Source organism: Cohnella zeiphila (genome assembly GCF_014212055.1).
In the GTDB taxonomy this organism is placed as follows: domain Bacteria; phylum Bacillota; class Bacilli; order Paenibacillales; family Paenibacillaceae; genus Cohnella; species Cohnella zeiphila.
This window is the reverse complement of sequence record NZ_JACJVO010000027.1, coordinates 124,885-147,645: the sequence shown is the minus strand read 5'-3', so window position 1 is coordinate 147,645 and position 22,761 is coordinate 124,885. Positions and strand designations below refer to the sequence as shown.

21 protein-coding genes are annotated in these 22,761 nt (G+C 61.7%); 12 read left to right on the top strand and 9 right to left on the bottom strand.

Annotation, left to right across the window (positions count from 1 at the left end):
• Nucleotides 1-65: 65 nt before the first annotated feature.
• Both H7C18_RS35575 and H7C18_RS21685 read right to left on the bottom strand, forming a co-directional pair.
• A complete protein-coding gene (locus H7C18_RS35575; RefSeq protein WP_273387514.1) occupies nt 66-200 on the bottom strand; it encodes a hypothetical protein in 135 nt (44 codons plus the stop codon).
• Between the two features lie 22 nt (nt 201-222).
• Nucleotides 223-552 (bottom strand): hypothetical protein, encoded by a 330-nt coding sequence (locus tag H7C18_RS21685; protein ID WP_185131198.1) that lies wholly within the window; start codon nt 550-552, stop codon nt 223-225.
• A 234-nt stretch (nt 553-786) separates the two neighbouring features.
• Here H7C18_RS21685 and asnB point away from each other — a divergent pair, with 234 nt between their 5' ends.
• The gene (gene asnB / locus H7C18_RS21680) at nt 787-2,640 is read left to right on the top strand and encodes an asparagine synthase (glutamine-hydrolyzing) (protein ID WP_185131197.1); all 1,854 of its coding nucleotides are present in this window, start codon (nt 787-789) and stop codon (nt 2,638-2,640) included.
• Nucleotides 2,641-2,696: 56 nt separating this feature from the next.
• Here the strand turns inward: asnB and rdgB are convergent, their stop codons facing one another.
• Together rdgB and rph are read right to left on the bottom strand one after the other, a co-directional pair.
• The gene (rdgB, locus tag H7C18_RS21675; RefSeq protein WP_185131196.1) at nt 2,697-3,341 is read right to left on the bottom strand and encodes an RdgB/HAM1 family non-canonical purine NTP pyrophosphatase; all 645 of its coding nucleotides are present in this window, start codon (nt 3,339-3,341) and stop codon (nt 2,697-2,699) included.
• Complete coding sequence (rph, locus tag H7C18_RS21670) at nt 3,338-4,084, bottom strand: ribonuclease PH (protein ID WP_185131195.1); 747 nt, start codon at nt 4,082-4,084, stop codon at nt 3,338-3,340. The genes rdgB and rph overlap by 4 nt, the downstream gene beginning before the upstream one ends.
• Before the next feature lie 179 nt (nt 4,085-4,263).
• Here rph and H7C18_RS21665 point away from each other — a divergent pair, with 179 nt between their 5' ends.
• Genes H7C18_RS21665 through H7C18_RS21655 form a run of 3 tightly spaced genes read left to right on the top strand, consistent with a single transcriptional unit; the run spans nt 4,264 to nt 7,838 of the window.
• A complete protein-coding gene (locus H7C18_RS21665) occupies nt 4,264-5,601 on the top strand; it encodes a spore germination protein (protein ID WP_185131194.1) in 1,338 nt (445 codons plus the stop codon).
• A complete protein-coding gene (locus H7C18_RS21660; protein WP_185131193.1) occupies nt 5,598-6,740 on the top strand; it encodes a hypothetical protein in 1,143 nt (380 codons plus the stop codon). Before H7C18_RS21665 ends, H7C18_RS21660 begins: the two co-directional genes overlap by 4 nt.
• 12 nt (nt 6,741-6,752) lie before the next feature.
• Nucleotides 6,753-7,838, top strand: coding sequence for a Ger(x)C family spore germination protein (locus H7C18_RS21655; RefSeq protein WP_185131192.1), 1,086 nt, complete (start codon nt 6,753-6,755; stop codon nt 7,836-7,838).
• 19 nt (nt 7,839-7,857) lie between these two features.
• Here H7C18_RS21655 and H7C18_RS21650 read toward each other — a convergent pair whose 3' ends face one another.
• The 3 genes from H7C18_RS21650 to H7C18_RS21640 all read right to left on the bottom strand — a co-directional run bounded on the left by H7C18_RS21650 (nt 7,858) and on the right by H7C18_RS21640 (nt 11,138).
• Nucleotides 7,858-8,991, bottom strand: coding sequence for a GerMN domain-containing protein (locus H7C18_RS21650; RefSeq protein WP_185131191.1), 1,134 nt, complete (start codon nt 8,989-8,991; stop codon nt 7,858-7,860).
• Nucleotides 8,992-9,101: 110 nt separating this feature from the next.
• Nucleotides 9,102-10,094: a bile acid:sodium symporter family protein gene (locus H7C18_RS21645; protein ID WP_185131190.1), complete on the bottom strand. Its 993-nt coding sequence runs from the start codon at nt 10,092-10,094 to the stop codon at nt 9,102-9,104.
• A gap of 21 nt (nt 10,095-10,115) precedes the next feature.
• The gene (locus H7C18_RS21640) at nt 10,116-11,138 is read right to left on the bottom strand and encodes an MBL fold metallo-hydrolase (protein WP_185131189.1); all 1,023 of its coding nucleotides are present in this window, start codon (nt 11,136-11,138) and stop codon (nt 10,116-10,118) included.
• 286 nt (nt 11,139-11,424) lie between these two features.
• On the opposite strand from H7C18_RS21640, the gene H7C18_RS21635 reads away from it, so the two are divergent.
• Genes H7C18_RS21635 through H7C18_RS21610 form a run of 6 tightly spaced genes read left to right on the top strand, consistent with a single transcriptional unit; the run spans nt 11,425 to nt 18,415 of the window.
• Nucleotides 11,425-12,792 carry a YheC/YheD family endospore coat-associated protein gene (locus H7C18_RS21635; protein WP_185131188.1) on the top strand — a complete coding sequence of 456 codons (1,368 nt, stop codon included), beginning with the start codon at nt 11,425-11,427 and terminating at the stop codon, nt 12,790-12,792.
• A 4-nt stretch (nt 12,793-12,796) separates the two neighbouring features.
• Nucleotides 12,797-13,957: a YheC/YheD family endospore coat-associated protein gene (locus H7C18_RS21630; RefSeq protein ID WP_185131187.1), complete on the top strand. Its 1,161-nt coding sequence runs from the start codon at nt 12,797-12,799 to the stop codon at nt 13,955-13,957.
• Nucleotides 13,938-15,317 carry a YheC/YheD family endospore coat-associated protein gene (locus H7C18_RS21625; RefSeq protein WP_185131186.1) on the top strand — a complete coding sequence of 460 codons (1,380 nt, stop codon included), beginning with the start codon at nt 13,938-13,940 and terminating at the stop codon, nt 15,315-15,317. The genes H7C18_RS21630 and H7C18_RS21625 overlap by 20 nt, the downstream gene beginning before the upstream one ends.
• On the top strand, nt 15,314-16,492 hold the full coding sequence (locus tag H7C18_RS21620) for a YheC/YheD family endospore coat-associated protein (protein WP_185131185.1): 1,179 nt from the start codon (nt 15,314-15,316) through the stop codon (nt 16,490-16,492). Before H7C18_RS21625 ends, H7C18_RS21620 begins: the two co-directional genes overlap by 4 nt.
• Entirely contained in the window at nt 16,489-17,181 is a 693-nt protein-coding gene (locus H7C18_RS21615) for a GNAT family N-acetyltransferase (protein WP_185131184.1), read from the top strand. Before H7C18_RS21620 ends, H7C18_RS21615 begins: the two co-directional genes overlap by 4 nt.
• Before the next feature lie 7 nt (nt 17,182-17,188).
• Nucleotides 17,189-18,415, top strand: coding sequence for a YheC/YheD family protein (locus tag H7C18_RS21610; RefSeq protein ID WP_185131183.1), 1,227 nt, complete (start codon nt 17,189-17,191; stop codon nt 18,413-18,415).
• Between the two features lie 162 nt (nt 18,416-18,577).
• On the opposite strand, the gene H7C18_RS21605 is transcribed toward H7C18_RS21610, so the two are convergent.
• The gene (locus H7C18_RS21605; protein ID WP_185131182.1) at nt 18,578-19,249 is read right to left on the bottom strand and encodes an HAD family hydrolase; all 672 of its coding nucleotides are present in this window, start codon (nt 19,247-19,249) and stop codon (nt 18,578-18,580) included.
• 437 nt (nt 19,250-19,686) lie between these two features.
• Between H7C18_RS21605 and H7C18_RS21600 the strand changes: the two genes are divergently transcribed.
• The gene (locus tag H7C18_RS21600; protein ID WP_238357863.1) at nt 19,687-20,094 is read left to right on the top strand and encodes a coiled-coil domain-containing protein; all 408 of its coding nucleotides are present in this window, start codon (nt 19,687-19,689) and stop codon (nt 20,092-20,094) included.
• Entirely contained in the window at nt 20,091-21,167 is a 1,077-nt protein-coding gene (locus H7C18_RS21595) for a phosphodiester glycosidase family protein (RefSeq protein WP_185131180.1), read from the top strand. The genes H7C18_RS21600 and H7C18_RS21595 overlap by 4 nt, the downstream gene beginning before the upstream one ends.
• Before the next feature lie 423 nt (nt 21,168-21,590).
• Here H7C18_RS21595 and H7C18_RS21590 read toward each other — a convergent pair whose 3' ends face one another.
• Nucleotides 21,591-22,745, bottom strand: a complete 1,155-nt coding sequence (locus tag H7C18_RS21590; protein WP_185131179.1) for a stalk domain-containing protein — start codon at nt 22,743-22,745, stop codon at nt 21,591-21,593.
• Nucleotides 22,746-22,761: the final 16 nt, after the last annotated feature.

The window sequence follows — 22,761 nt, the reverse complement described above, 5'->3', positions numbered from 1 at the left end:
ACAAACATTAGCTGGTTTTTTTGGCATTCCCCAAGAATCAACCGGCGCGATCCCGATCAGCCCCGTTACCGGTTATGCGGAGTAGCCGGCGCGTTCTGCGCGGGATGCGGTTCGTTCTGGCTCAGCTTGATCGTCTGTTCGGCGAACTCTTCCCCGCGTTCGGCGTATTCGTTGCCTTTGTTCTTTTTGCGTTTGCCCACGTTCGTCCCTCCCTTCCGGTCCTTACCCGTTCGGCTGCAGATGGCGGTCAAGCTGGTCCCGGATGTCTCCGTACGCGAGCAAGCGGCGCCCGAAACCGGCGCGATCCTCCGCGCCGCCCCTGTCCGGCCCCGCGAACAGCTCGAACGTCGCGTCGCGGCCTCCCGGCGAGGAAGCCGTTTCTTCGGTTGGGCGAAAGACGCGGACCAGCTGGTAGCGCCCGCCTCCCTCCCGGCGAAAGTGCGCCAGCAGCCTCGGACAGTGGGGATCTTCCGTCTCCACCTCGATCTCGGCGTAACGGCCGCCGCCCTGCTCCGCCATACGGCGGAACGACGCCTTGCGAATCGGCAGCATGGCGCGCTGTCCCTCCTCCGCAGCGCCCATATCGGATCGGGGCTGCTATCGTTAGGTTGCCCGCCTGCATTCGACTTATGTCGGCGGCCCGTTCCCGCTTCTTTTTGCCGGCAACAAGGGTCAAAACCGGGCTTCCCGGAATATGGTGAACTCTGGACGTTTATCTCGGCTTGCATGAACCGGACGGTCGTCCGCCCCAACCGGGCGGATCCGTCTTTCAAGGAGGTATTTGCCATGTGCGGAATAACCGGTTGGGTCGACTGGAAGGAAGATTTGACCCGTCAGGCGGCCGTGTTGGAGAAAATGACGGAGACGTTGGCGCTGCGGGGACCGGATGCGACCGGAACGTGGATGTCCCGAAGCTGCGCCTTGGGACACCGCAGACTTAGCGTCATCGACCCGACGAACGGAGCGCAGCCGATGGTCCGGCCGGCCAAATCCGGCGAGGACGCGGAAGCGATCATCGTCTATAACGGAGAACTGTACAACGCGCCCGAGTTAAGGAGCGAGCTGGAACGGCTGGGGCATCGTTTCCGGACGACTTGCGATACGGAAGTTCTGCTTCAATCGTATGTCGAATGGGGACCGTCCTGCCTGGAAAAGCTGAACGGCATCTTCGCCTTCGCGATCTGGGAGACCGCGAGCGAACGTTTGTTTATGGCCCGCGACCGGCTCGGCGTCAAGCCGCTGTTCTATCGCCGCGAAGAAGGGCGGCTGCTGTTCGGATCGGAGCCGAAGGCCATTCTGGCCCATCCCGATGTCCGTCCGGAGATCGACGGGGAGGGGCTGGCGGAGCTGTTCGTCATCGGCCCGGCCCGCACGCCCGGCCACGGCGTCTGGAGAGGCATGGCGGAGCTGAAGCCGGGCCATTGCCTGACGTACGACCGCGACGGCTTCCGACTCTCGGCTTACTGGAAGCTGGAGAGCCGCCCTCATGAGGATGACGAGGAGACGACGGCAGAGAAAGTCCGGGAGCTGCTTGCGGACACCGTCGCTCGGCAGCTCGTCTCCGACGTCCCGGTCTGCACGCTTCTGTCGGGCGGTCTTGATTCCAGCGCGCTGTCCTCGCTCGCGGTCCGGCATTACGAGTCGACCGGCCAAGGCCGGGTGCACACGTATTCGGTCGATTACGTGGACAACGATAAGTATTTTACGGCGCACGACTTTCAGCCGAACTCGGATGCTCCATGGATTCGGAGGATGAACGAGTACCTGGGAACGGAACATCACCCGATCCAATTCGATACGCCGGAGCTCGTGCAGGCGCTGGAAGCGGCCGTACGGGCGAAAGATTCCCCCGGAATGGCGGACATCGACGCCTCCCTTTACTTGTTCTGCCGGGAGATCAAGCGGGGAGCGACGGTGGCGGTGTCGGGCGAAGCCGCTGACGAAGTGTTCGGCGGCTACCCCTGGTTCCATCGCCGCGAAGCGCTGGAAGCCGACACGTTCCCATGGTCGCTTGCTCCCGAGCTGAGGGAGAGCGTCATGTCCCCCGAGCTTCGCGAGCGGACGCGGGCGCGCGACTATTTGGCGGACCGATATGCGCAAGCGGTGGCCGAGGTGCCGAAGCTGCCCGGAGAGGACGAAGCCGCCGGTCGTATGCGGAGGATGAACTATCTCAACATCACCCGTTTCATGCCGACGCTGCTCGACCGCAAAGACCGGATGAGCATGGCCGTCGGGCTGGAAGTGCGGGTTCCGTTCTGCGATCACCGGCTCGTCGAGTACGTCTTCAACATTCCGTGGGAGCTGAAAATGGCGGGAGGCCGGGAGAAGGGCATCCTCCGGAAAGCGATGAGCGGCGTGCTTCCGGACGAAGTGCTGTACCGAAAGAAGAGCCCCTATCCGAAAACCCACAACCCCGGCTACCTGGGTGCCGTACGCGGCCGTCTGCTGGAGATACTGGACGACCGCTCTTCGCCCCTGCTGCCGCTAATCGACGCGAAGAAGGTCCGGGAATACGCCGAGACCGCCGACGCCAAATCGCACCTGCCCTGGTTCGGCCAGCTGATGTCCGCGCCCCAGCTGTTCGCTTACTTGCTGCAGTTCGACTACTGGCTGCGCGAATACAAAGTTCAAATCGTATAACGGTAAAACAGAAAGAAAAAGCAGGCCGTCGGACGGTCTGCTTTTTCGCAAGCGCGCTATTCCCTCCGAAGCCGCTCCAAAAGCATGCGAAGGGCGCGGCCGCGGTGGCTGATCGCGTTCTTCTCTTCCATCGTCAGCTCCGCCATCGAGCGGCCGTACTCGGGCAAGTAAAACAGCGGATCGTATCCGAAGCCTCCGGCGCCCAGGAGACGGTCCGCGATGAAGCCCTCGACTTCTCCTTCGGCCGCGACGCGCTCGCCCGCTCCCGGTTCGCACAGCGCGAGCGCGCTGACGAAGCGGGCCGGACTGAGCAGACGCAGCGCCGGTTCGCCTTCCCTGGAGACAACGCGAACCGGCTCCCTCCCGAGAGCGGCCAGCTCCCGCAGCAGCTTGTCGTTGTTCGCCGCGTCCCCTCCGCCGGAATAGCGGGCGGAGTAGACGCCCGGCGCCCCGCCCAGCGCGTCGACGCACAGACCGGAATCGTCGGCCAAAGCCGGCAGGCCGGTCGCGTCGGCGGCCGCTTGCGCCTTGATCCGCGCGTTGGCCGCGAACGTATCGCCGGTCTCCTCGATATCGGGAACGCCGGCCGCGTCGTTCAAATCCTTCACCTCCACGCCGAGCGGGGCGAATGCGGCGCGGAATTCGCGCGTCTTGCCCGCATTGCGGGTGGCGACCAGCAGCGTATCCCCCGGCTTCATCATACCAGCGCCGTCCCGATCCGGGCGCCGGCTTCGCCCAGCGCTTCGCGCTGCAGCCCGATCAGCCGGCCGATGCCTTCTTCCGCCAAGGCGAGCATGTCGTTCATCTCTTCGCGGGTGAACGGACTCTCTTCGCCGGTGCCCTGCACCTCGACGAAAGCCCCCCGGCCGGTCATCACCACGTTCATGTCGACCTTCGCCTTGGAATCTTCCTCGTAGTTCAGATCCAGCACCGGCGTTCCGTTCCAGACGCCTACGCTTACCGAGGCGAGAAAATCCGTGATCGGATAGCGGGCGAATTTGCCGGAGGCCGCCAGCTTGTTCACGGCCAGCGCCAACGCGATGAACGCTCCAGTAATCGAAGTCGTCCGCGTTCCCCCGTCGGCCTGCAGCACGTCGCAATCGATCGTGATCGTTCTCTCTCCGAGCGCTTCCAGACGGACGATCGAGCGCAGCGCGCGTCCGATAAGGCGCTGGATTTCCATCGTCCGGCCGCCAAGCTTTCCCTTGATCGACTCTCTCTGGTTGCGGGTTTGGGTGGCGCGGGGCAGCATGGCGTATTCCGCCGTTACCCAGCCCCGTCCTTGTCCTTTCATGAACGGCGGAACCTTCTCGTCCACCGTCGCGGTGCAGAGCACCTTCGTGTCGCCCATCTCGATGAGCACGGAGCCTTCTGCATATTTATTCGGATGAAGCGTTACGGCGAACGGCCGCAGATCGCGGGGCTGCCTTCCGTCTGGTCTCATTCTTTTTCCTCCCGGCATGTTTCTGAACGTAAACCCTTCCCATTTTACCAGAGAGCCGGTTCAAAATCATCCCGGGCAATCCCGCGCTTCAAGTTCCCTCCGGGAGAGCCTCCCGGTATGCTCTGGCAAATTGCGGGCATTCTAATCCGGTGGAATCAATTGGAAGGAGGAGCAGCCTCATGCTCGACCGGATCAAATCCATCCTCAAAGACCCCGCCGACCTGACCATGGAGACGATGGATAACGGCTATACGAGGATGGAGCTGTGCTTTTTCCCCAGCATGTGCGATTTAAAGGAGATCAAGGACGGCATTCTCATCCCGTTCTCCTATCGCTTCGACCCGGATGAGTTCCGCCGGATGCTGAACAGCGATCTTTGCTTCATCGAAGCCGGCAAGCCCGAGGAATGGGGCAATATGCTGCTCAAAGGCTGCGCGCTGCTGGAATACGAGGGGAAAGTTTTTTGCTACGCGGCCATCCGCAAAATGCAGGACAAGCCCGCAGACACCGAAGTGGAAGCTTCGCTGCAAGGACCCCAATCGGCTTTCACCGAAGACCTCGACTTGAATACCTACCTGCTTCGCCTGCGCTACAATTCCCCGACGCTGCAGGCGGAAAAGCTGGAGAAGGGCGAGCTGTCGAACACCCGCATCATGATTTTCTACGATCGGAATTTAGTCGACGAGCCTTCTCTCGAAGAGCTGCGCAAAAAGCTTAAAAACATCGAAATGAAGCTGGTTCAAGCGTCGGGGCAGTTGGGAATGTATATGGGCGGCTCCAGGTTCAGCATGTTCCCGATCACGCTGAAGACCGAGCGTCCGGACCGGATCGCGCAGCTTATCCAGCGGGGAAAAGTGGCGCTGCTCGTGGACGGCAGCCGGTTCGCCATCGCGCTTCCCGTCCGTTTCTTCGATTTCATGCATGCGATGGACGACGACTACGAACCGTTCTGGATGGGACGGCTCATCATCGCCTTCCGTTATATCGGCATGCTCCTGTCGATGACGCTGCCGTCGCTTTACATCTCGATCTCGTCTTACAATCCGGAATTTTTCCGCGTCCAGCTGGCGTTCTCGGTCGACGGCAGCCGCGCGGCCGTACCTTATCCGTCCTTTATCGAAGTGTTCATCATGCTGTTCATGATCGAAGCGCTCATCGAAGCGAGCATTCGGCTGCCGCGCTTCGTCGGTTCGACCGCCGCGACGGTAGGCGGTCTCATCCTCGGACAGGCCGCGCAGCAGGCCGGTCTCGTCAGCAGCATCATGATCATCGTCACTTCGGTGGTCGCCATCTCCAACTTCGTCATTCCGAACAGCTCGTTCAGCTATTCGATCCGTGCCATGAAGTACATATTCGTCGTCGCCTCCATTTTCTACGGAATGGTCGGCGTCATCATTACGATGTTTCTCGTCGTCGTCTATCTGTGCAACTTGCGAAGTTTCGGACAGCCCTACCTTTCGCTCTTCAAGCAGGGCGAAGAACAGAGACGGGCGAGGAGAGGGGCGGAAAGTTCGTGAACCGCTATTTCTACTATCATATTTTCTACGTCGGGATGATGAACATCATGCTGTTCATTCCCCATATCCTGATCCAGGAGAGGTTTGGCGGCGCCGTCTCCGGGCTTCTCACGGCGATGGCGGTCGGAACGGCGCTTTCGTGGATCACGACGTCCTGCTTCGAACGGTTTCCGGGCATGGGAGCGCCGGAAATCATGAAGAAGTATTTGCCGTACTGGATGGCATCGGTCGTTCTCTCCGCCTCTACGGCCATCCTGATCTCGGGGGGCGTGCTGGCGCTGTACAGCTTTACGCGCACGATGAGCATCTTTTTCAACCCCGACATGAACGATTACGTATTCCTCGCGCTTGTCGCTTTCGCCAGCGTATGCGCCGGATCCAGGTCTTCCCGCTCCGTCCAGTTCACGTTGGAAATCCTGATCGTCGTCATCTCCCCGCTTGCTTTCATCTTGTTATACAAGTCGCTCACCGACTCTTCCGTCAATTGGGACGCGATGCGGGTCGTGGCAGGCTACGTCCGGAAACGGCCGACTTTCGAGAGCGTCGCCGCGGCGACCTTCCTTTATTCCGGCCATATGAATATCGCGCTGTTCAACCGTCTCCACCCGAAAGGGTTCAAAATCCGGCACAAATGGCTGATTCCGCTTATTTGCTGCTTTTTCGCCTTTTTCAGCTTCTTTATTCCAATCGGCTTTCACGGGACGATGGCCGTCGATCAATACGTCTTCTTATGGAGCGTGACCTCCGATTCCATGCAGATGCAGTACGGTTTCGTCCAACGGGTGCTGTTCACGTTCCTGATCCTGTTCTGCGTGCTCTCCCTGATGTTTACCATGATCACCTTCCACGGGGCGATGGAATTCATCAAGTCGCTTCGCCCCCGGCATCTCCCTCAGACGGAGCAGTGGCCGGTACCGAAGATCAACTGGATTCTGTGCGGCCTGTTCGGAATTCTGTCATTCTTTTATACGGCTTGGGCCAATGAATATCGGAACCAGTGGGCGGTCATGGTGTGGCTGGAGTGCCGGTTCATCATGGAGATCCTGACCGCGCTGATCATGTTGACGCTTGTCCTTGCGGCGAGAAAGGGCTGGCGGCGGAACGCCTCTTCCGGCGGTTCGGCCGCTTGGGGCAAATAAGGAGAGACTGCCATGCGCAAGATAGGGCTTCTGATCGCAATCTTTGCGCTGCTGAGCGGCTGCGGAATCAAAGATATCGACAAGCGGTTTTTCGTCGTGACGACCGGGATCGATTGGACCGGCAATCCGGAGAAGCCCTACCGGGTGTCGCTTCGGCTAGCCATTACGTCCTCCAAGCTGGAGAGCGGCTCGTCCAAGACCGAAATCATCTCTACGGATGCCGCTTCGCTGGCCGAGGGCGTACGCCACCTAAAGTCGTATGTGGACAAGGAGCTCGATTTCGGCCACTGCCGGACGTTCATTATGGGGAAACAGCTGCTCGAGCATGGCAATCTGAACGCGATGAGCTGGTTTGCCAGGCGCCGGGATATTCAGCGCGTCGCCAATTTCGCCGTAGGCGAGCCGGACGCGCTGTCGATTCTGCGGGTTCAGCCCATCTCCGAGCGCTATCCCGGCAACGCCCTCTTCCTGACCTTCAATCGGGAAGGCACCGAGTCTCCCTACATCGTCTCCATTCCCCTGTTCGATTTTACGCGACGCCACTTCGAGATGGGGCTCGATCCGGTGCTGCCCATCATTCGGACGGCGGAGAGCACGTACATCGTCGATCGGGTCCTCTTGCTGGACAAAAACAACATGCGCCTCGCCTTGGATCCGGCAGAGACGCAGCTGTACAATATGACGGCCAATCGCATCGATAAGTCGGAACTCGTCATGCCCGCCCGCGGCCGGGACGGAAGGATCGTCATGACGGTCTCCCAGATACGCACAAAAATTCGGATCTCCCACGCCGAGGTGCCGCAGATCACCATGACGGTGAAGCTCCGCGGGATGCTGGAGGAGAGCCCTCCGAATCAGCTGGGAGAGAACTGGAAGGAGATCGAACGGCAATTGGGTCAGCAATTCTCGGACCGGATGGAAGCGCTGCTGGAAAAAATCCGCGACGCCGGCGTCGATCCTTACGGCTTCGGCCTCCACTACCTGGCCACTTATTTCGGCGGCAAAGAGGACTTCAAGCATTGGCAGTCAGTTTATCCGAACGTCAAATTTAAAGTCGTCGCCGAGGTCAAGGTAACCGGCCCCGGCGTCGTTCGCTGAACGGACGGCTCCCTGCTCCTCAGCCGGCCAAGGGGTTGATCGCGACCGGACGTTCGACCGGCTCATCGTATGTCTGGTTGTTCGCGTCCTTGAACGAGGCGTCCCCGTTCATCGTAATGCGGGCTTTCGCTTCGCCCGAAGCTTCCGTGACCGTGAGCACGACCGCTTCGACCGTATCGGAAGAGACGGTCATATCGGGGCTCCAGCCGGGATCGTTCAGCGCGACGTTCACCGTATCGTCCGACTGGGTCAGGCCTTCAACGGTCACGTTCGAGGTCAGAACGGGCTGCAGCTCGTCGGAGGACTGAGGTCCTTTGATGAGCTCTTCCAAGGCGGCGCGCTGGCGGTCCGACGACCGTTCGATCAGGCGGGTTACCGGGACGAAGTAGCCTTCCCCTTCTTCCGAGCGGGCCGAGAAATAAAGGGTAACGCCCATCGAGCGGCTGGCGACCGTGCCGGCGGCCTGCTCCACGTTGATGCCGATGTCGCGGGTCAGCACGTCGGAGAGCGGCAGCTTGGAGGCCGGCAGCTCATGAAGCGGCTGGCCGTCCACCTGCAGCACGACTTTGTCGATCCCGGGGATCTCGGTCATCGTCCAGACGAGCGCTTCCACCATCTTCCGCTCCTGGCCGGCCGGAACGCTCGGGAACGGCGAAGCGAAATCGATCGTGGCCGTGGCCGACTTGGCGTCGACCTTCACCGATTTGAACTTCGTGCCTTGCGGCAGGATCGGCGAGAAGCCGGGGGGCAGTTGATCGGCAAGGCTGTCGTCCTTCGTCATCCACGCCAGGGCCGTCTCTTCCACCGAACGGTCCGTTTGATCGGCCGGGGCGGAGCGGAACGTCATCGGCGCGACGTAGCCGTTGCGGTCCAGCAAATAAACGGTCAAAGCATCCGCTCCCGCCGCAGCGGCACCGGCGGCCGCTCCGGACGCCGAAGCGCCGGTTTGGTCCGCGATGGCGCCCCCCATCGTCGTCTGCGCCTCGTCGCCCGACGCCTGCAGCATCGTCTGCTCTACGTCCGAGGGCGGCGGATCGATCGCCTGACTCGCGTTCTTCGCGCCGGGAATCGCAGAGCAACCCGCGGCCAGGGGCAGCAGAAGCATGGCGGCGAGCAGTCTGCGGGTCGCCTTGCGCCCGATTTTTGGCTTCATATACATTCCTCCCGTAATAGGACTTCGCCGCCGCATGACCGTCGGCATGTCCGATGTACTAGAATGTATACGAGCCTACTCCCCGATGTATGAACGGATTGTCCGAAACTTCATCCATCCTGTCCGACGGCGGCGGCGGACGCTCCGCTCCGCTTCTTGGCGCCGGCTCCGATCCGGAAGCCGAACGTGGCCGCCAGCAGCTGCTGGAACAGCATTCCCGAGATGACGGGAAGCGAGACGGCCGCGGGAAAGTACTGCACCGCCAGCACCGCGCCGGCGCTTAAATTGCGCATTCCCGAATTGAATTGCGCGGCCGTCGAATCTTCGCGGTTCCAGCGAAGCAGCGAGGACATGCCCCAGCCGACGAGGTAGCCGAGCACGACCGTGCCGAACGTCGCGCCGATCACCGCCGCCATCCGCCCGTCCGCGTGTCTGAGCTCTCCTGCGATATTGGAGCCGTTGATCGCCACGACGACGAACAGTCCGACTTTGACGAGCGGCGCCAGCGGCGGGCTCCACCTCCGGGCCACGCCGCCCTTCGACCATTGATTCAGCAGCAGGCCCGCCACGGAAGGAAGCACGATCATCCAGAGCAGCCCTTCCATCATGTCATAGGCTCGAATCCGGACCGCTTCGCCCATGAGCACGTACAAAGTGGCCGGAACGATCAGCGGCGACAGCAGCGTATCGGCCAGAATCAGCGCCAGCGTCAAGGCGATATTGCCGCCGTAGATCGTCACCCAGACGACGCTGACGACGCCGGTGGGGATGGCGAACAGCAGCACGAAGCCGGTGACGAGGTAAGGATCCCCGCGAAAAAACAGCTCCCCGGCGGCCCAGCCGACCAGAGGCATCAGGACGTGCAGGACGGCCATAATTGCGAGCAGCTTCCCCGGCCGCCGCAATTCCCTCAGCATCTCGCTCAGGCTGGACTTCAAGCTTCCGATAAAAGTCATCAGGGCGAAAATCCAAGGAACGAGCCCTTCCAGCGATTCCAGACGGGAACCGCACAGCACCCCGGTCGCAATCGCGGCCGGGGTGAGCAGCGGCATGATCTTCTCCAGCGGGGCGTTCGCGCGCGCCATCGCATCCAGCACTCTCATGTTCGCTTTACGCCTCCTCTATTAGACCGGGACCGCCGGGCCGTAACGGATGACCGGCTTCCCGTCCGCTCCCGTCTCCTCGCGCCTGACGGCGCGGTCCTCCAGCACCAGCCGCTCCAGATGGGCGATTGTCTCCGCCATCGCGAACCGGAGCTGGTGCGAGTCGTCCATCACTTTCGCCCGGAACAAGCGGCCGGCCGTCTCGTATGCCGTCATCGGCCCCCATTCGGCCAGCAGCGAGACCATGCGGTCCAGTCTCTCGTCGTGGTGGGCGAGAATCTCTCCGATTCGCGTGCGCAGCTCGCCGAACGGGTCCCGGTGGCCGGGGAAGGCGAGATCCGCTTCCAGCGGCAGCATCGCCCGCAAGCTGGCCAAGTAGGAGCCGAGCGGGTCGGGATCGGTTCCCGGCATCCAGCCGATATTCGGCGTGATGTCGGGCAGCACCTGATCGCCGCAGATCAGCCGGCGGAGATCCGGCTGGTAAAAGGACCGGTGACCCGGGGCGTGGCCTTCCCCTCCGATCAGCGTCCAGACCGTTCCCGCCATCTCGAACGTTTCGCCCGGCTCCGGCAGCGGACGAACGTCCCGGGGATGCGGAAGCACCTGCCCGATGACGTTCCGCAGATGCCCTTTCATGCCTTCTTCGCGTTCCGCCGGCATGCCGTGGGCCGCGAAAGCGGCGAGCAGCTCCCCGGACGACGTCTCGTTCTCTCCCCACATCCACAGAGCGGAGCGGCGTCCCGTCTCGGACAGATAGACGGGAGCCCCCGTCTTCTCCTGGAACCAGCCCGCAAGCCCGTAATGGTCCGGATGGTGGTGCGTCAAGACGATCCGTTCGATCGACGTCCAAGCGATGCCGGCTTCAAGCAGCGCCGCCTCCCAGAACGCCTCCGTCTCGGCCGAGCGCAAGCCCGGATCGATGACCGTCCAGCCCGACTTTTCAGGCAGCAAATACGAATTGACCCAGCGCAGCGAGAAAGGCACCGGCACTTTCAGTTGGAGCCAGCCTCCGGCCAGCTTCGTGATCGTAGACAAGCTGTTCATTCCCGTTCCCCTTCGTTCCGTTCTTCTTCGTCGTTATTCTCGTATTGTACAACTTTGCGCCCCGTCGCGGAAGCCGCGGCCATCCGCCTACCCTGGCATGCGGCTCCCGCGGAAGCGGACATTCGCCCATTTTTCCGCGCCGGTTCGCGATTTTCGCCAAATATGGTCAATCACCGATAGATAGATGTCCTCATATGATGGAGTATTCTCGCATGCCCCCGAGAAAGCAGCCTACGAGAGAGCCTGCACCAAAGAAATTCGACACGGTGGAAGGAGAACTTGACGCATGTCCACCACGAAAATCGACGTCCAGGTCATCAGTTCCTCCATCTTGTCCGAAGACGTCCTCATGCTTGCGGAATCCGCGATCAAGCAGCTGAAGATCCCGACCCAGCAGCAGATTATGCTGCAGTTCGGTTCGTTCAGGCAGAGCGTGTCGGTCGCTCCCGTCTCCCGTTATCAGGGGCTGCGAATGAGCTTCGCGCTCGCTCGGAAGATGGGGATCGAGAACGGAACGACTCTGCGCCTGCAGTACCGTCCGGGTTCGAAGGTGCTGGCGCTGGGACCGCTGATCGGCGTGCTGGTCAGCCGCGAGTTTCCGGAACAGCCCGACAAGCCGTTCGGCGCGATCACGATGTTCTGCCGGGAGCTGACGGACGCTTGCCGCAAACAGGGGGCTTTCGTGTATTTTTTCACGCCTTCGGCCATTCACACCACCTACCGCAGCGTCGAAGGCTGGATCTACACGACCAAATGGCATCGGGCGACGGTGCCCGCCCCCGATGTCGTCAACAACCGCCTGACGACCCGCAAGCTGGAGAACATGCCTGTCGTGCAGCAGTTTCTGCAGGAGATCAAGCAGCGGTACGGCGCCTCCGTGTTCAATGAGAAGTTCCTGGACAAATCCGAAGTGTTCGACGCGCTAAAGCACGATTCCAGCGTCCAGCGCTACTTGCCGGAATCGCATCTGCTGCGCAATTACACGATGCTCAAGAGCATGTGCTCCCGTTACCCGGTCGTCTTCCTGAAGCCGGTCCGGGGCAGTCTGGGCAAAGGGATCATTCGTCTGAGCAAAGCGGGAGGGGAAGGCTGGCAGGCATCTTTTACGACGACGGCGGGAACGCGAAGAACGGCTTATCCGAACTTGCTCAAGTTCTTCTCGGCGATCTCCGGCAAGATGAAGACGGTTCGCTACTTGGTTCAGCAAGGGCTCACCCTTATCGATTCGGGCGGAAGGCCGATCGACTTCCGGGCGCTCGTCCAGAAGAACGCCACCGGCAAATGGACGATAACGTCCATCGTCGGCCGCACGGCGGGAAGTCAGCATTATGTCTCCAACCTGGCGCGCGGCGGGACGCTGGCGACGGTTCGCGAATCGGTGGCAAAGTCCAATCTGCCCGCCGCCCGCCGGGGAGACGCCTCTTCCCGGCTGAGCCGCGCCGCGATGGAGATCGCCAGAAGCGTCGACACTTTCATTCCGGCCCACTTCGGCGAGCTCGGCATCGATCTGGCGATGGATACGGCGGGCCGAGTTTGGCTGCTCGAGGTCAATTCCAAGCCTTCCAAGAACGACAACACCCCATTAAACGAAGGGAAAATCCGCCCGTCGGTGCGGATCATGATCCAATATGCCCGCTATCTGTCCGGTTTCTGAACCATTGTCCGCCGGACGGGCGAAAGGCCGGCCGCCGGCCCGGCCCGTTCTCGGCGTTGTCGTGTGCGAACGCGACGGTTCCCCGCCGTTCGCCGAAGCCTTCTACGTGCGCAGCCTGCTGACGGCCGGCAGGCGCTTCGGGCTGGACGTTTACGCCTTCTCGCCGTGGACCTGGAACGAGGAGCGCCGGACGGTTCGGGCCTGGAGCTGGGACGACGGCGCCGGCTGGCGCAGCGAGGAACGATCCGCGCCGACGCTGGCCTACGACCGGGCCTGGCCGGACGATCCCCGGCAGCGCGAGCGATACCGCCACGGGCTCCGGCGCATGCTCGAGACCCGCTCCCTGCGGCTGCTGAACGGCAGCCTTCCCGGCAAAGCCGAGGTCATCCGGGCGCTCGCGCGTCAGCCGCGTCTGCGCAAGTGGCTGCCGCCCAGCGCGCTCTACCGGGGCGAAGCTTCGCTGTCCGGCTGGCTGCGGAAGCAGGACGGCGCCGCTTTCCTGAAGCCTTCGCGAGGCTCCCAGGGCCGCCGGGTCGCTTCGGTCGTGCGCGATCCGGATGGCGGCGAATGGACGGTGCGCGGCCGGAACGGCGCGAACCGGCCCTTTCGGCTGACCGGCTTGCGGCAGCGGGACGCGCTGCGCTGCCTGGACCGTTGGATCGGCATGCGCACGTACATCATGCAGCCGCTGCTTCAGCTCACCGGACCGGCCGGAGAACCGTTCGATCTTCGTCTTCTCGCCCAGCGGGGCGGCGACGGGCAATGGGGGGCGACGGGCGTCGCCGTCCGCCGCGGCCGTCACGGGAGCGTCACCGCCAACCTTCACGGCGGAGGAGAAGCGCGCAACGCGTCCTCCTATCTGGCGGAGACGTTCGGGGAGACCCGCGCCGCCGAACTGCTTCGGGAACTGAACGAAGCGGCGTTCGCCATCATCCGGCAGTTGGAAGAATCTTATGGCAAATTCGCCGAGCTCGGTCTCGATTTCGGCATCGACAGGTCCGGACGGTTATGGTTTTTGGAAGCCAACGGCAAGCCCGGGCGCGCAGCCATGGCGTGCGCCGGCGGCCAAGCGGCCGCGGAAGCCGCATGGCGACCGCTCGCCTACGCCCGATATATCCTGCTTCGACCACCTGGGAGGGTATTCCATGAGTTTGACCCTGTGTAACGTCCATTTTACGCAGCAGCCGGAGAAGATCGTCTGGTTCTCCAGATCCCTCTATAAGCTGCTCAGCCTGAACGGACGCAGATCGATCAACGTCAAGCTCGGCCGGGACGTCGTGCCCGCCAAAGTCCGCACCGTGAACCGGAAGGGCAATCACGTATTCCTGTCCGCCGGGCTGCGCCGATCGATCCGCATTCCGAAATCCGGCAACGTCTATATCGCGAACGCCGACAGCGAGGAAGTTCAGCTCGGGCCGCTGATCGGCATCCTGACGGACAGCAGCGCCCAATCCGCCGAATCGCCTTTCGGCTCGCGCACGTCGTTCATCAAGCAACTGCTGCAGCTCGGCCAGAAAAAAGCGTATTTCTTCGCCTTTACGCCGCGGGACATCAATTGGCAGAACGAAACGGTCCACGGCTGGTTCCTGGACGGAGGCGGGGGTTGGGCCCGCCGCGTCGTGCCGCTGCCGGACGTCGTCTACAACCGGCTGCCGAGCCGGCGGGCCGAAGTCGGCTCCGCCATGACGGCGCTGCGCGAGCGGTTCGTCCGCCGGAAAATCCCGTTTTTCAACTGGAGCTTCTTCAACAAATCCGACGTCTACACTTTGCTTGACAAAGATCCGGATGGGCTTCGCCATCTTCCGGAATCGGTCAATAATCCGACGTCCGAAAAGATCAAAGAGCTGCTGGAGAAGCACCATTTTCTCTACTACAAGCCGACCGGCGGCAGCCTCGGCAACGGCATCTACCGGCTGACCTACCACCCGAACAGAGGCTACTTCGCCCGGTATCGGCGCAACGGCACGAACGTGCTGCTTCGGTTCACCAAGTTCAGCAGCCTGATGAAGATGCTCCGGGCGCGCCACGGCAGCCATCTCTCGGGATACGTGGTGCAGCAGGGCATTCGGCTGATCGAGATCGACAATTGCCCGATCGACTTCCGGTTCCACATGCACAAGGACGGCAGCAACAATTGGGTCGTCGCCGGCATCGGCGCCAAGAAGGCCGGACGCGGAAGCGTCACGACGCATATCAAAAACGGCGGATCGCTCATGACGCCGGAAACGGCGCTCGGCCGGGCGTTCGGGGACCGGGCGTCCGAAGTGCTAAGCGAGGCGAAGCAGGTGGCGATCCGGTTGTCGGAAGCGATCGAGCGCAATTACTCGCACACGCTCGGCGAACTGGGGCTGGACATCGGCATCGACCGCGATGGAGACGTCTGGATGTTCGAAGCGAACGCCAAGCCGGGACGGTCCATCTTCAAGCACCCGGCGCTCAAGGCGCAGGGCCGCGCGTCGCTTGAATATATCCTGGACCACTGCTTGTATTTAAGCAAATTCCGCCGAAAGGATGAATCGTCATGACGACGGCCCTTCCATCCGCCGACCAGGTCGTGGTTCAAGAGGCGGCCGTCCGGGAGAAGCCCGTCTTGGCGATTCTGACCATCGACGACGACGTGCAATTCTTCCGGGGAAACCGCCCCAACTTCGCCGATCTGATCGCCACCGGAGAACAGCTTGGGTACACCGCCTACGTCGTCACCGTCAGGCACTTGAATTTGAATCGCCCCAAGGTGCTCGGCTTCACCTACTACGCTAAAGAGGACGCCTGGGTCAGAAGCTATTTCCCGAGGCCCGATATCATCTATAACCGGATTCCGCAGCGGGAAGACGAACGGCTGCCCCGGGTGCGCAAAAAACTGATCGCGATCTCCCGGCAGCCCGACATCCAAATGTTCAACCGCCGCTTTTTCAACAAATGGTCGCTGTTTCGCTGGCTCAGCGCGTCGAAGCTGACGCGCCCGTTCATTCCGGAGACGAAGCAATTGACGTCTTCGGCGGTGCTGTCCGGCATGCTGAAGCGCCATCCGATGCTGTACTTGAAGCCGGTACGGGGCAAGGCGGGCGTCGGCATCATGTCGGTGCGGGTGCAGCCGGAGAAGCATCTTCCTTATCGCCTGCTCATTCAAGAGGAGAAAGGGAGCCGGACTTACCAATGCTCCTCGCTCTACCGGCTGTGGGAGCGGGTCGAGAAGCAGTCGAAGGCGAACGGCGAACCGTACATCGCCCAGCAAGGGATCGCCTTGGCCTCGGTGAACGACCGCCCGTTCGACTTGCGCACGCTCGTGCAGAAGAACCAGGCGGGCCAATGGGAGCTGACCGGGATCGGCGCCCGGGTCGCGGGCAGCCGGAGCATTACGACGCACGTGCCCCGCGGGGGCTCGATCGACGAGCCCGAGAAACTGCTCGTGTCGGTGTTCGGCCAAGAGAAGGCGCGGCGGGTCTTGCAGAACGTCCGCAGTTCTTCGCTGGTGCTGGCGCGGCGAATCGAGCGGGCGTCCAAACACAAACTCGGCGAGATGTCGATGGATCTTGGCGTGGACGGCTCCGGCCATCTTTGGTTTTTCGAAGCGAACTCCAAGCCGATGAAGTTCGACGAGCCGCATATCCGCAGAAAATCGCTGGAGCAGATCTTCCATTACAGCGGATATTTGTTCCGTAAACAGCGCCAGGCGGCCAGGGGGGGCGCGCAGCCATGAGCGCGAACGTTCGCTTGCTGACGCCCGAAGACTGGGCGAAGGAACGGTTCCTCTTGCTTCGCTTCGTTCGACGGCACTTGGACCGGCACTTCGCCGAAACGGATTGGCGGCGGCTCGTCGCCTTGCGGCCGGACGCCCTCGCGGCGCCCGGCACGGCGGTGGCCGTGGCCCGCACCGCCGGCGGAATGGCCGCCGGAGTCGCTTATGCTTCCGGGTTCGGCGAAGACGCCCTCGTCTTCGCCGTGCATCCGGCGCTGCTCAGCCGGGGCATCGGGCAAGCGCTGCTAGGCCGGCTCGCCGCGGAATGGGGGCGTCTCTCCTGCCGCGTCGCCGCCGACAATCCCGCCGGCCTCGCCGCATGCTTCGCGGCCGGTCTTGTCGCCGTCGGCCTCGAACGAGGGCCGGCGGGCAAGCCGGCGCTGCGCCTGCAATACCGGCCTGAGCCGGATCCGACCGGCGCCTCGGGCGAGAACGGCGAGGATGCAGCGCACCCTGCCCCGACGACTGCCGAATCGCGGGATGCCGCCACCGGCGTAATAATACCTGCGGAGGCCCGCTCTGCCGGCAACGGCTCCTCCTTCCGCGGCGAGCCTGCCGACGGCGAAGATCCGGTCGGCGCCGAACCCGCGTCTTCTTGTTCATGGGCTGTCCGCCGAATCGCTGCTTCGTCTGTTCCAAATCGGAGGTGACCCGCGGGTGGCGAATCCCGTGCTTGGCATATTGACGCTGTACCTGAACGATAAAGGCTTGCTGGAGGAAAAAAGCGTCTACGCCAAAATGACGTCGGCAGGAGCGAGGATCGGACTGAACGTCATCGTATTCACGCCCCAGGATGTCGATGAGCGGAACGGACGCATCAACGCGCTGATCTATAAACCGGACACCCGCAATTGGCAGCGCCGGTCGGTCCGCTTTCCCAATATGATCTACGACCGCTGCCGCATCCAGCGCAGCAAGCGATTCGAGCAGCTGCTCGCTTTTCGCAAGAAATACGGCCACCTGACGTTCCTGAACCGGCCGCTGCGCAACAAGTGGACCGTCTATCGCACGCTCGGCAAAGTCGCGGCGTTCCGTCCCCATCTGCCGGCGACGCGGCTGTACACTTCTTCCGACGACGTAAACGCTCTGCTGGCCAAATATCCGCTCGTTTACTTGAAGCCGATCAACGGAACGGGCGGACGCGGCATTCTGCGGATCGAGAAGATGAGGAACGGAACGCTTCTGCTGCAGGGAAGGGATCATTCCCGGCGAATTATCGAGCCGATGCGGATCTCCCGGGATCGCCTGTCGGCGGAGCTGCGGAAATGGGAGAAGAAAGGCGAGAAATACATCGCTCAACAAGGGCTGAACATCAAATTGCCGAACGGCCGCGTGCACGATTACCGAATGCTGGTGCAGAAGAACGGCTCCGGCGAATGGGAAGTGACCGGCTGCGCCGGCCGGGTCGGTCCTCCTCGCAGCATAACGTCGAACCTGCACGGAGGCGGGGAAGCGGCGCCGATGAACGCCCTCTTGCGGCGTTGGGTCGGAAGCGAAGCCGCGTTGAGGCAAATCCGCGAGACGGCCGAACGTTTCGGCATCTCCGTCGCCCGCCATCTCGAATCGACGTATGACGCCTTGTGCGAGCTGGCGCTCGACCTCGCCATCGACCGGAGCGGGCGGGTGTGGCTGCTGGAAGTCAATCCGAAGCCGGCCCGGGAAGTGTTCGCGCGGGCCGGAGAGAAGGACGTCTACCGCCGGGCGATTACGCGCCCGCTCGAATACGCGCTTTGGCTTCACCGGCAGAAGCGTTCCGGTCGAAGCGACCGTTCCCGCCACGCGGATAACGACGCGTCCCAGAACTTCTCCTCGCAATTCGAGCATCGCTCGTCGGTCGGCGGCGAGGCTCTGCCGGAACCGATGCCGGCAATGGCCGGCGATTAGCGCGCTCGGCTCCGCGCCCTCTTTCGATTGCTTCAATTTTAAACGGAATGAGGCCGCCCTCCGGTCCTTGGACTCGGCGGGCGGCCAAACCGCCGATCCGGCTCCTCCCCTAAAAAACGCGACCTCGCAAGCTCGACTTGCGATCAGGCTTATCCTCCTGTTTTATGGACTCAAAAGCCCGTCCAACTCGTCAAAGCTGCCGACGACGGCATCTGCGCCTTCCAGTTCTCCCTCGCTGCGAAACCCGGCATAATCGCAACCGACGACGAACAAGCCGTTGCCTTTGCCCGCCTCCACGTCCGAAGACCGGTCGCCGACCATCCAAGCCGAGCGGATCCCCCGCTCCTTCAGCAAGATCCGCACCAGCTCGGTCTTGGAGGCGGTGCCGTATTCTCCGGCGCTGTAGAAGCCCTCGAACAGGTCCGCAACGCCTCTGAGCCGAGGCACCTCCTTCACGTACGCTTCCAGCCCGTTGCTCGCGACGAACAGCCGAACCCCCCGGTCCCGCAGCTTCCGCAGCGTCTCCGGTACGCCCGGGTACAACCGACCCGTGCCGGCTTCCAGCTCCTCCAGCTCATAACGGAGCAGCAGTTCGTTCGCCCGATGGCGCGCTTCCGGCGAACCGTCCGGCATCACTTTCTCCCAGATATGCTCCAGCAGCATGCCGAGCGATCCGAGCAGCCGCTCGACCGGCGGCGTCTCTCCCGGGTACAATCCTTCCTCGCGAAGCGTCTGAAATACGCGGCGATGCACGGGGATCAGCAGCGATTCCGTTTGAAAAAGCGTCCCGTCCAGATCGAACAGAACGGCTTCCGGCATTTGGATTGAGCTCATGGGGTTTCTCCTCGGTTGTTTTCTCGTATTTCCCGTATCATAGCGGAAAAAGCCTTCGGCAGGCAATCCGCGATCCGCCCGTCGGGACCTTCCGGCCCGGAACGTAGCCTCCGAGCAACGAGAGAAGGCCAATGAGAGGAACCAGATTCATCCCTTTCGCCCATTGCGACGCTGGAACGCTTCAGGAGAAGCCCGTTCCCATGAGTGTCAAAAAGAGAGGAAGAGAAAGTCAAGTTCGCGGTTTTTCGAGACCAAGCGTATTTTTCCATCGGGAAAATTCGGCACAATTTGCGGTCCGCGGACTTTTGTCATGAGCGATTCTATCTTTCTTATGCTACAATGAACATTCAAACGATAGATTCTATCGTTTCGGCCCGTTGCTGGAGCGGGTCAATATGTATGGATGAGGTGAATGCTTTCGCATCATGAGTTCCCTTATGAACGCGCCTGCGAATGTGGAGAGGCAGCCGCGCAAAAGGACCAAGCCGTCCTTTCTTCCGTTTGCATGCCTGTGGATCGTGCTGATCGGAGCGGGCGTCTACGGTTCCGTCTGGTACACCGGCCATCTGAAAACCCAAATTTCGGACGAATTGAGCCGGCAGACCGCAAGCCAGATCGCCGACATGCAGTCCGACTATAATAAGCAGCTTAGCGATATGAAGACGAACTATCAGGAAGAGATGGCCAAGCTGGAATCGAAGGTCGAGGCGCTGAACGAGCTGCTGACCTTCAACAAGGACAACATGAACGACAAGACCGACAACAGCAACAAGCTGTACACCCAAATCAGCGAGCTGAAGAAGCAGCTGGACGAGTTGAAGAAAAACCTGGACGTGCTCAAATGATCTCGAACGTCAAACGCTTCAACCGAACCGTCCTGCTCGCGTGCGCTCCGTTCCTCGGTATGATGGCTTGGCTTCTGATCTCTCCGTTCTCGCTTTCTCTCAGCCTGCCCGGCACCGGCGGAGCTTCCGCCGATACGGTCCCGCTGCTGTCCCGGCTTGCCGCTCAGACGCAATCGGGTCTCGACGGCGCGGCCGTCGTGGCGAAAGACATCTCCGCTTCGATCAAGAAAGTGTCCGAGCTGTACATAAAGACGAACGAGAGCATGAATGCGATCATGACGACGGCCGCAGCCCAGGTGAACCGTCCCGGCCAAATTTACGACAAACGCATCACCGGCCGGCTCGGATCCGTCACGGACTCCGTTCAATCCGACAACCTGCGCGCTCAGTTGTTCTCGATCCGCGCCCAGAACTTCAGCGGCTACGCGCTGAAAGTCAAGCTCAAAAGCGCCAAAGCGATGAGCATGACGCTCGGCAAGGACAAAGTCGGCGGTTCCGAAACGACGCTCGCCGCCGTCAAGCGGACCGGCGCCGTCGCCGGCATCAACGCGGGCGGGTTCGCCGACTCGGGCGGCAAGCGCTACCCGCTAAGCACGACCGTCGTGAACGGGAAATACGTCACCGGCTTCGAGTCGAGCTACAAAGATTTGTCTTTCGTCGGTTTGAGCGACAGCCTCAAGCTGATCGGCGGCAAATTTTATTCGCAAGCCGACCTGGACAAGCTGAATCCGAAATTCGGCGCCTCTTTCGTGCCGATGCTGCGGAAAAACGGGGTCAACCTGCCGATTCCAGCCAAGTGGCAGACCAACCCGCTGCGGGCTCCCCGCACCGTTATCGCCAATTACAAGGACGATCAGCTGCTGCTGCTCGTCATCGACGGCCGCGACGAGAACGGCAGCTCCGGCGCGACGCTCGAAGAGATCCAGATCCTGCTCCAACGGTTCGGCGCGATCGACGCCTACAACCTCGACGGAGGCGGCTCGTCCACCCTCGTCTTCAAAGGCCGCGTCGTCAACCATCCGTCCGACGGCCAGCTTCGGCCGTTGGCGACGAACTTTTTGTTCTTCCAATAAGATCGTCCGCCTGAAAGCCTGCAAATCTGCAGGTTTTTTCTTTATGCAGCGGCATGAAAACATCTAAACCTGCAAAAATGCAGGAATTCGGGAGGATTTCCGTTCATGCCCCCATTCCGAGCTAAAAAAGATGCGTTTACGCAGGAATTTCCCAATATGACCGGCCTGTGAGCTCGAAAAGATGCACTTTTGCAGGTTTTTGCGAACTCAGCGTTAGAGCCGACACGATATCCAGGCGCGGCGCGCCTGTTTCTGTCCTCCCAGCCATGAAACGGCCCGCTTTTCAATCCTTGCCGCCTTCCGCTGCGCTCTCTCCCATTCCGCGTCCTCCTCCCGCCAGTTCCGCTGCTCCCGCCATCTCCCGCACCGCCAAAAAAGAACCCCCGAGCTTACGCTCGAGGGCTCTGCTGCGTTATTCTCCTTCTAGCTGACGGTCAAGTTGACCACATGGCTGCCGGACAGCCACTCGACGGGCACACGGAATGCGTCCGCCAGCAGCCGGATCGGCACGTACGTCACGCCGCTGCGGATAAACGGCGGCACGTCGGAGTTCGCCTCTGCGCCATCGATCCAGATCCCCGCCTGCCCGGAACCGGCAGCCGACGCTTGGGAAGCCGCCGTACGAATTAGCACGTTGCGGCCTTGCGCGTCCCACTCCACCTTCTGTCCGAGCAGATTCGCGGCGGCGCGCAAGGGAACCATCGTTCTTCCGTTGACCGCGATCGGCTGCGCCTTCTCATCCGCCGCCGGAATGCCGTTTACCGCGAGCAGTATCGGGGAAGCCGGCTTGATCTCCAGGGCATGCGACGTTTGCAGCCAACCGAAGTCCGAGATCAGAGTGACCTTGCCCGTAGGGATCGGCACCGTCTTGCCGTCCCAAGTCCGGCCGACCGCCGGAATCACGAACGATTGATCGTAACGGCCGAACCGGTACTCTCCTTGGCCGACGAGGATGGCCGTTTTGCTCGGAAAATGAATTCCGCTTTCCGAGGGGACGTCCCACGTTGTATTCCCGGTATCCACGAAAAGATGGAAGCTGCCTTGCTCCGAATCGGCATCGCTGCCCGACAGCCGCACCGGTTCCCCAATCCGTACGGAGCTCTTGTCGAGCTTGCCCCGTTCCGGGTTGACCTCCAAACTCAGAAAATCCGAATAGGCGTCCGCGTCCTTCAAGGCGATGAGCGGGCTGCCTTCCCGGACATAAGCCAGCGTATCCTGTCCCGCGATGTACAGGACAACGCTGCTTCCGTCCTGCAAAGAGACGGTCATATCATAGCGGAAAAACAGGTCCTCTCCGGATTCGGCCGGCGCTTGAATCTCCTTGCCCTTGGCGGTTACGCGGTTCAGCAAATCTGCGACTTCGGCGAGCGCCTTTCGGTCTGCCGGTCTCTCCTGGTAATACGGCATGAAAGAAAGGTCGGCTTGCGACATATGTACCTCTTGGATATCGCCTGCCGCATACACGGGCTCGGCCGACGCGGCGGATGCGCTGCCGGCATGGATGCCCGCACAAAGCGGCAGCAACAGCATGCCTGCCAGCACTAGTGCGCTTGTGCTTCTCCCGGTTCTTTTCGACATTCCCGATTTCCTCCTC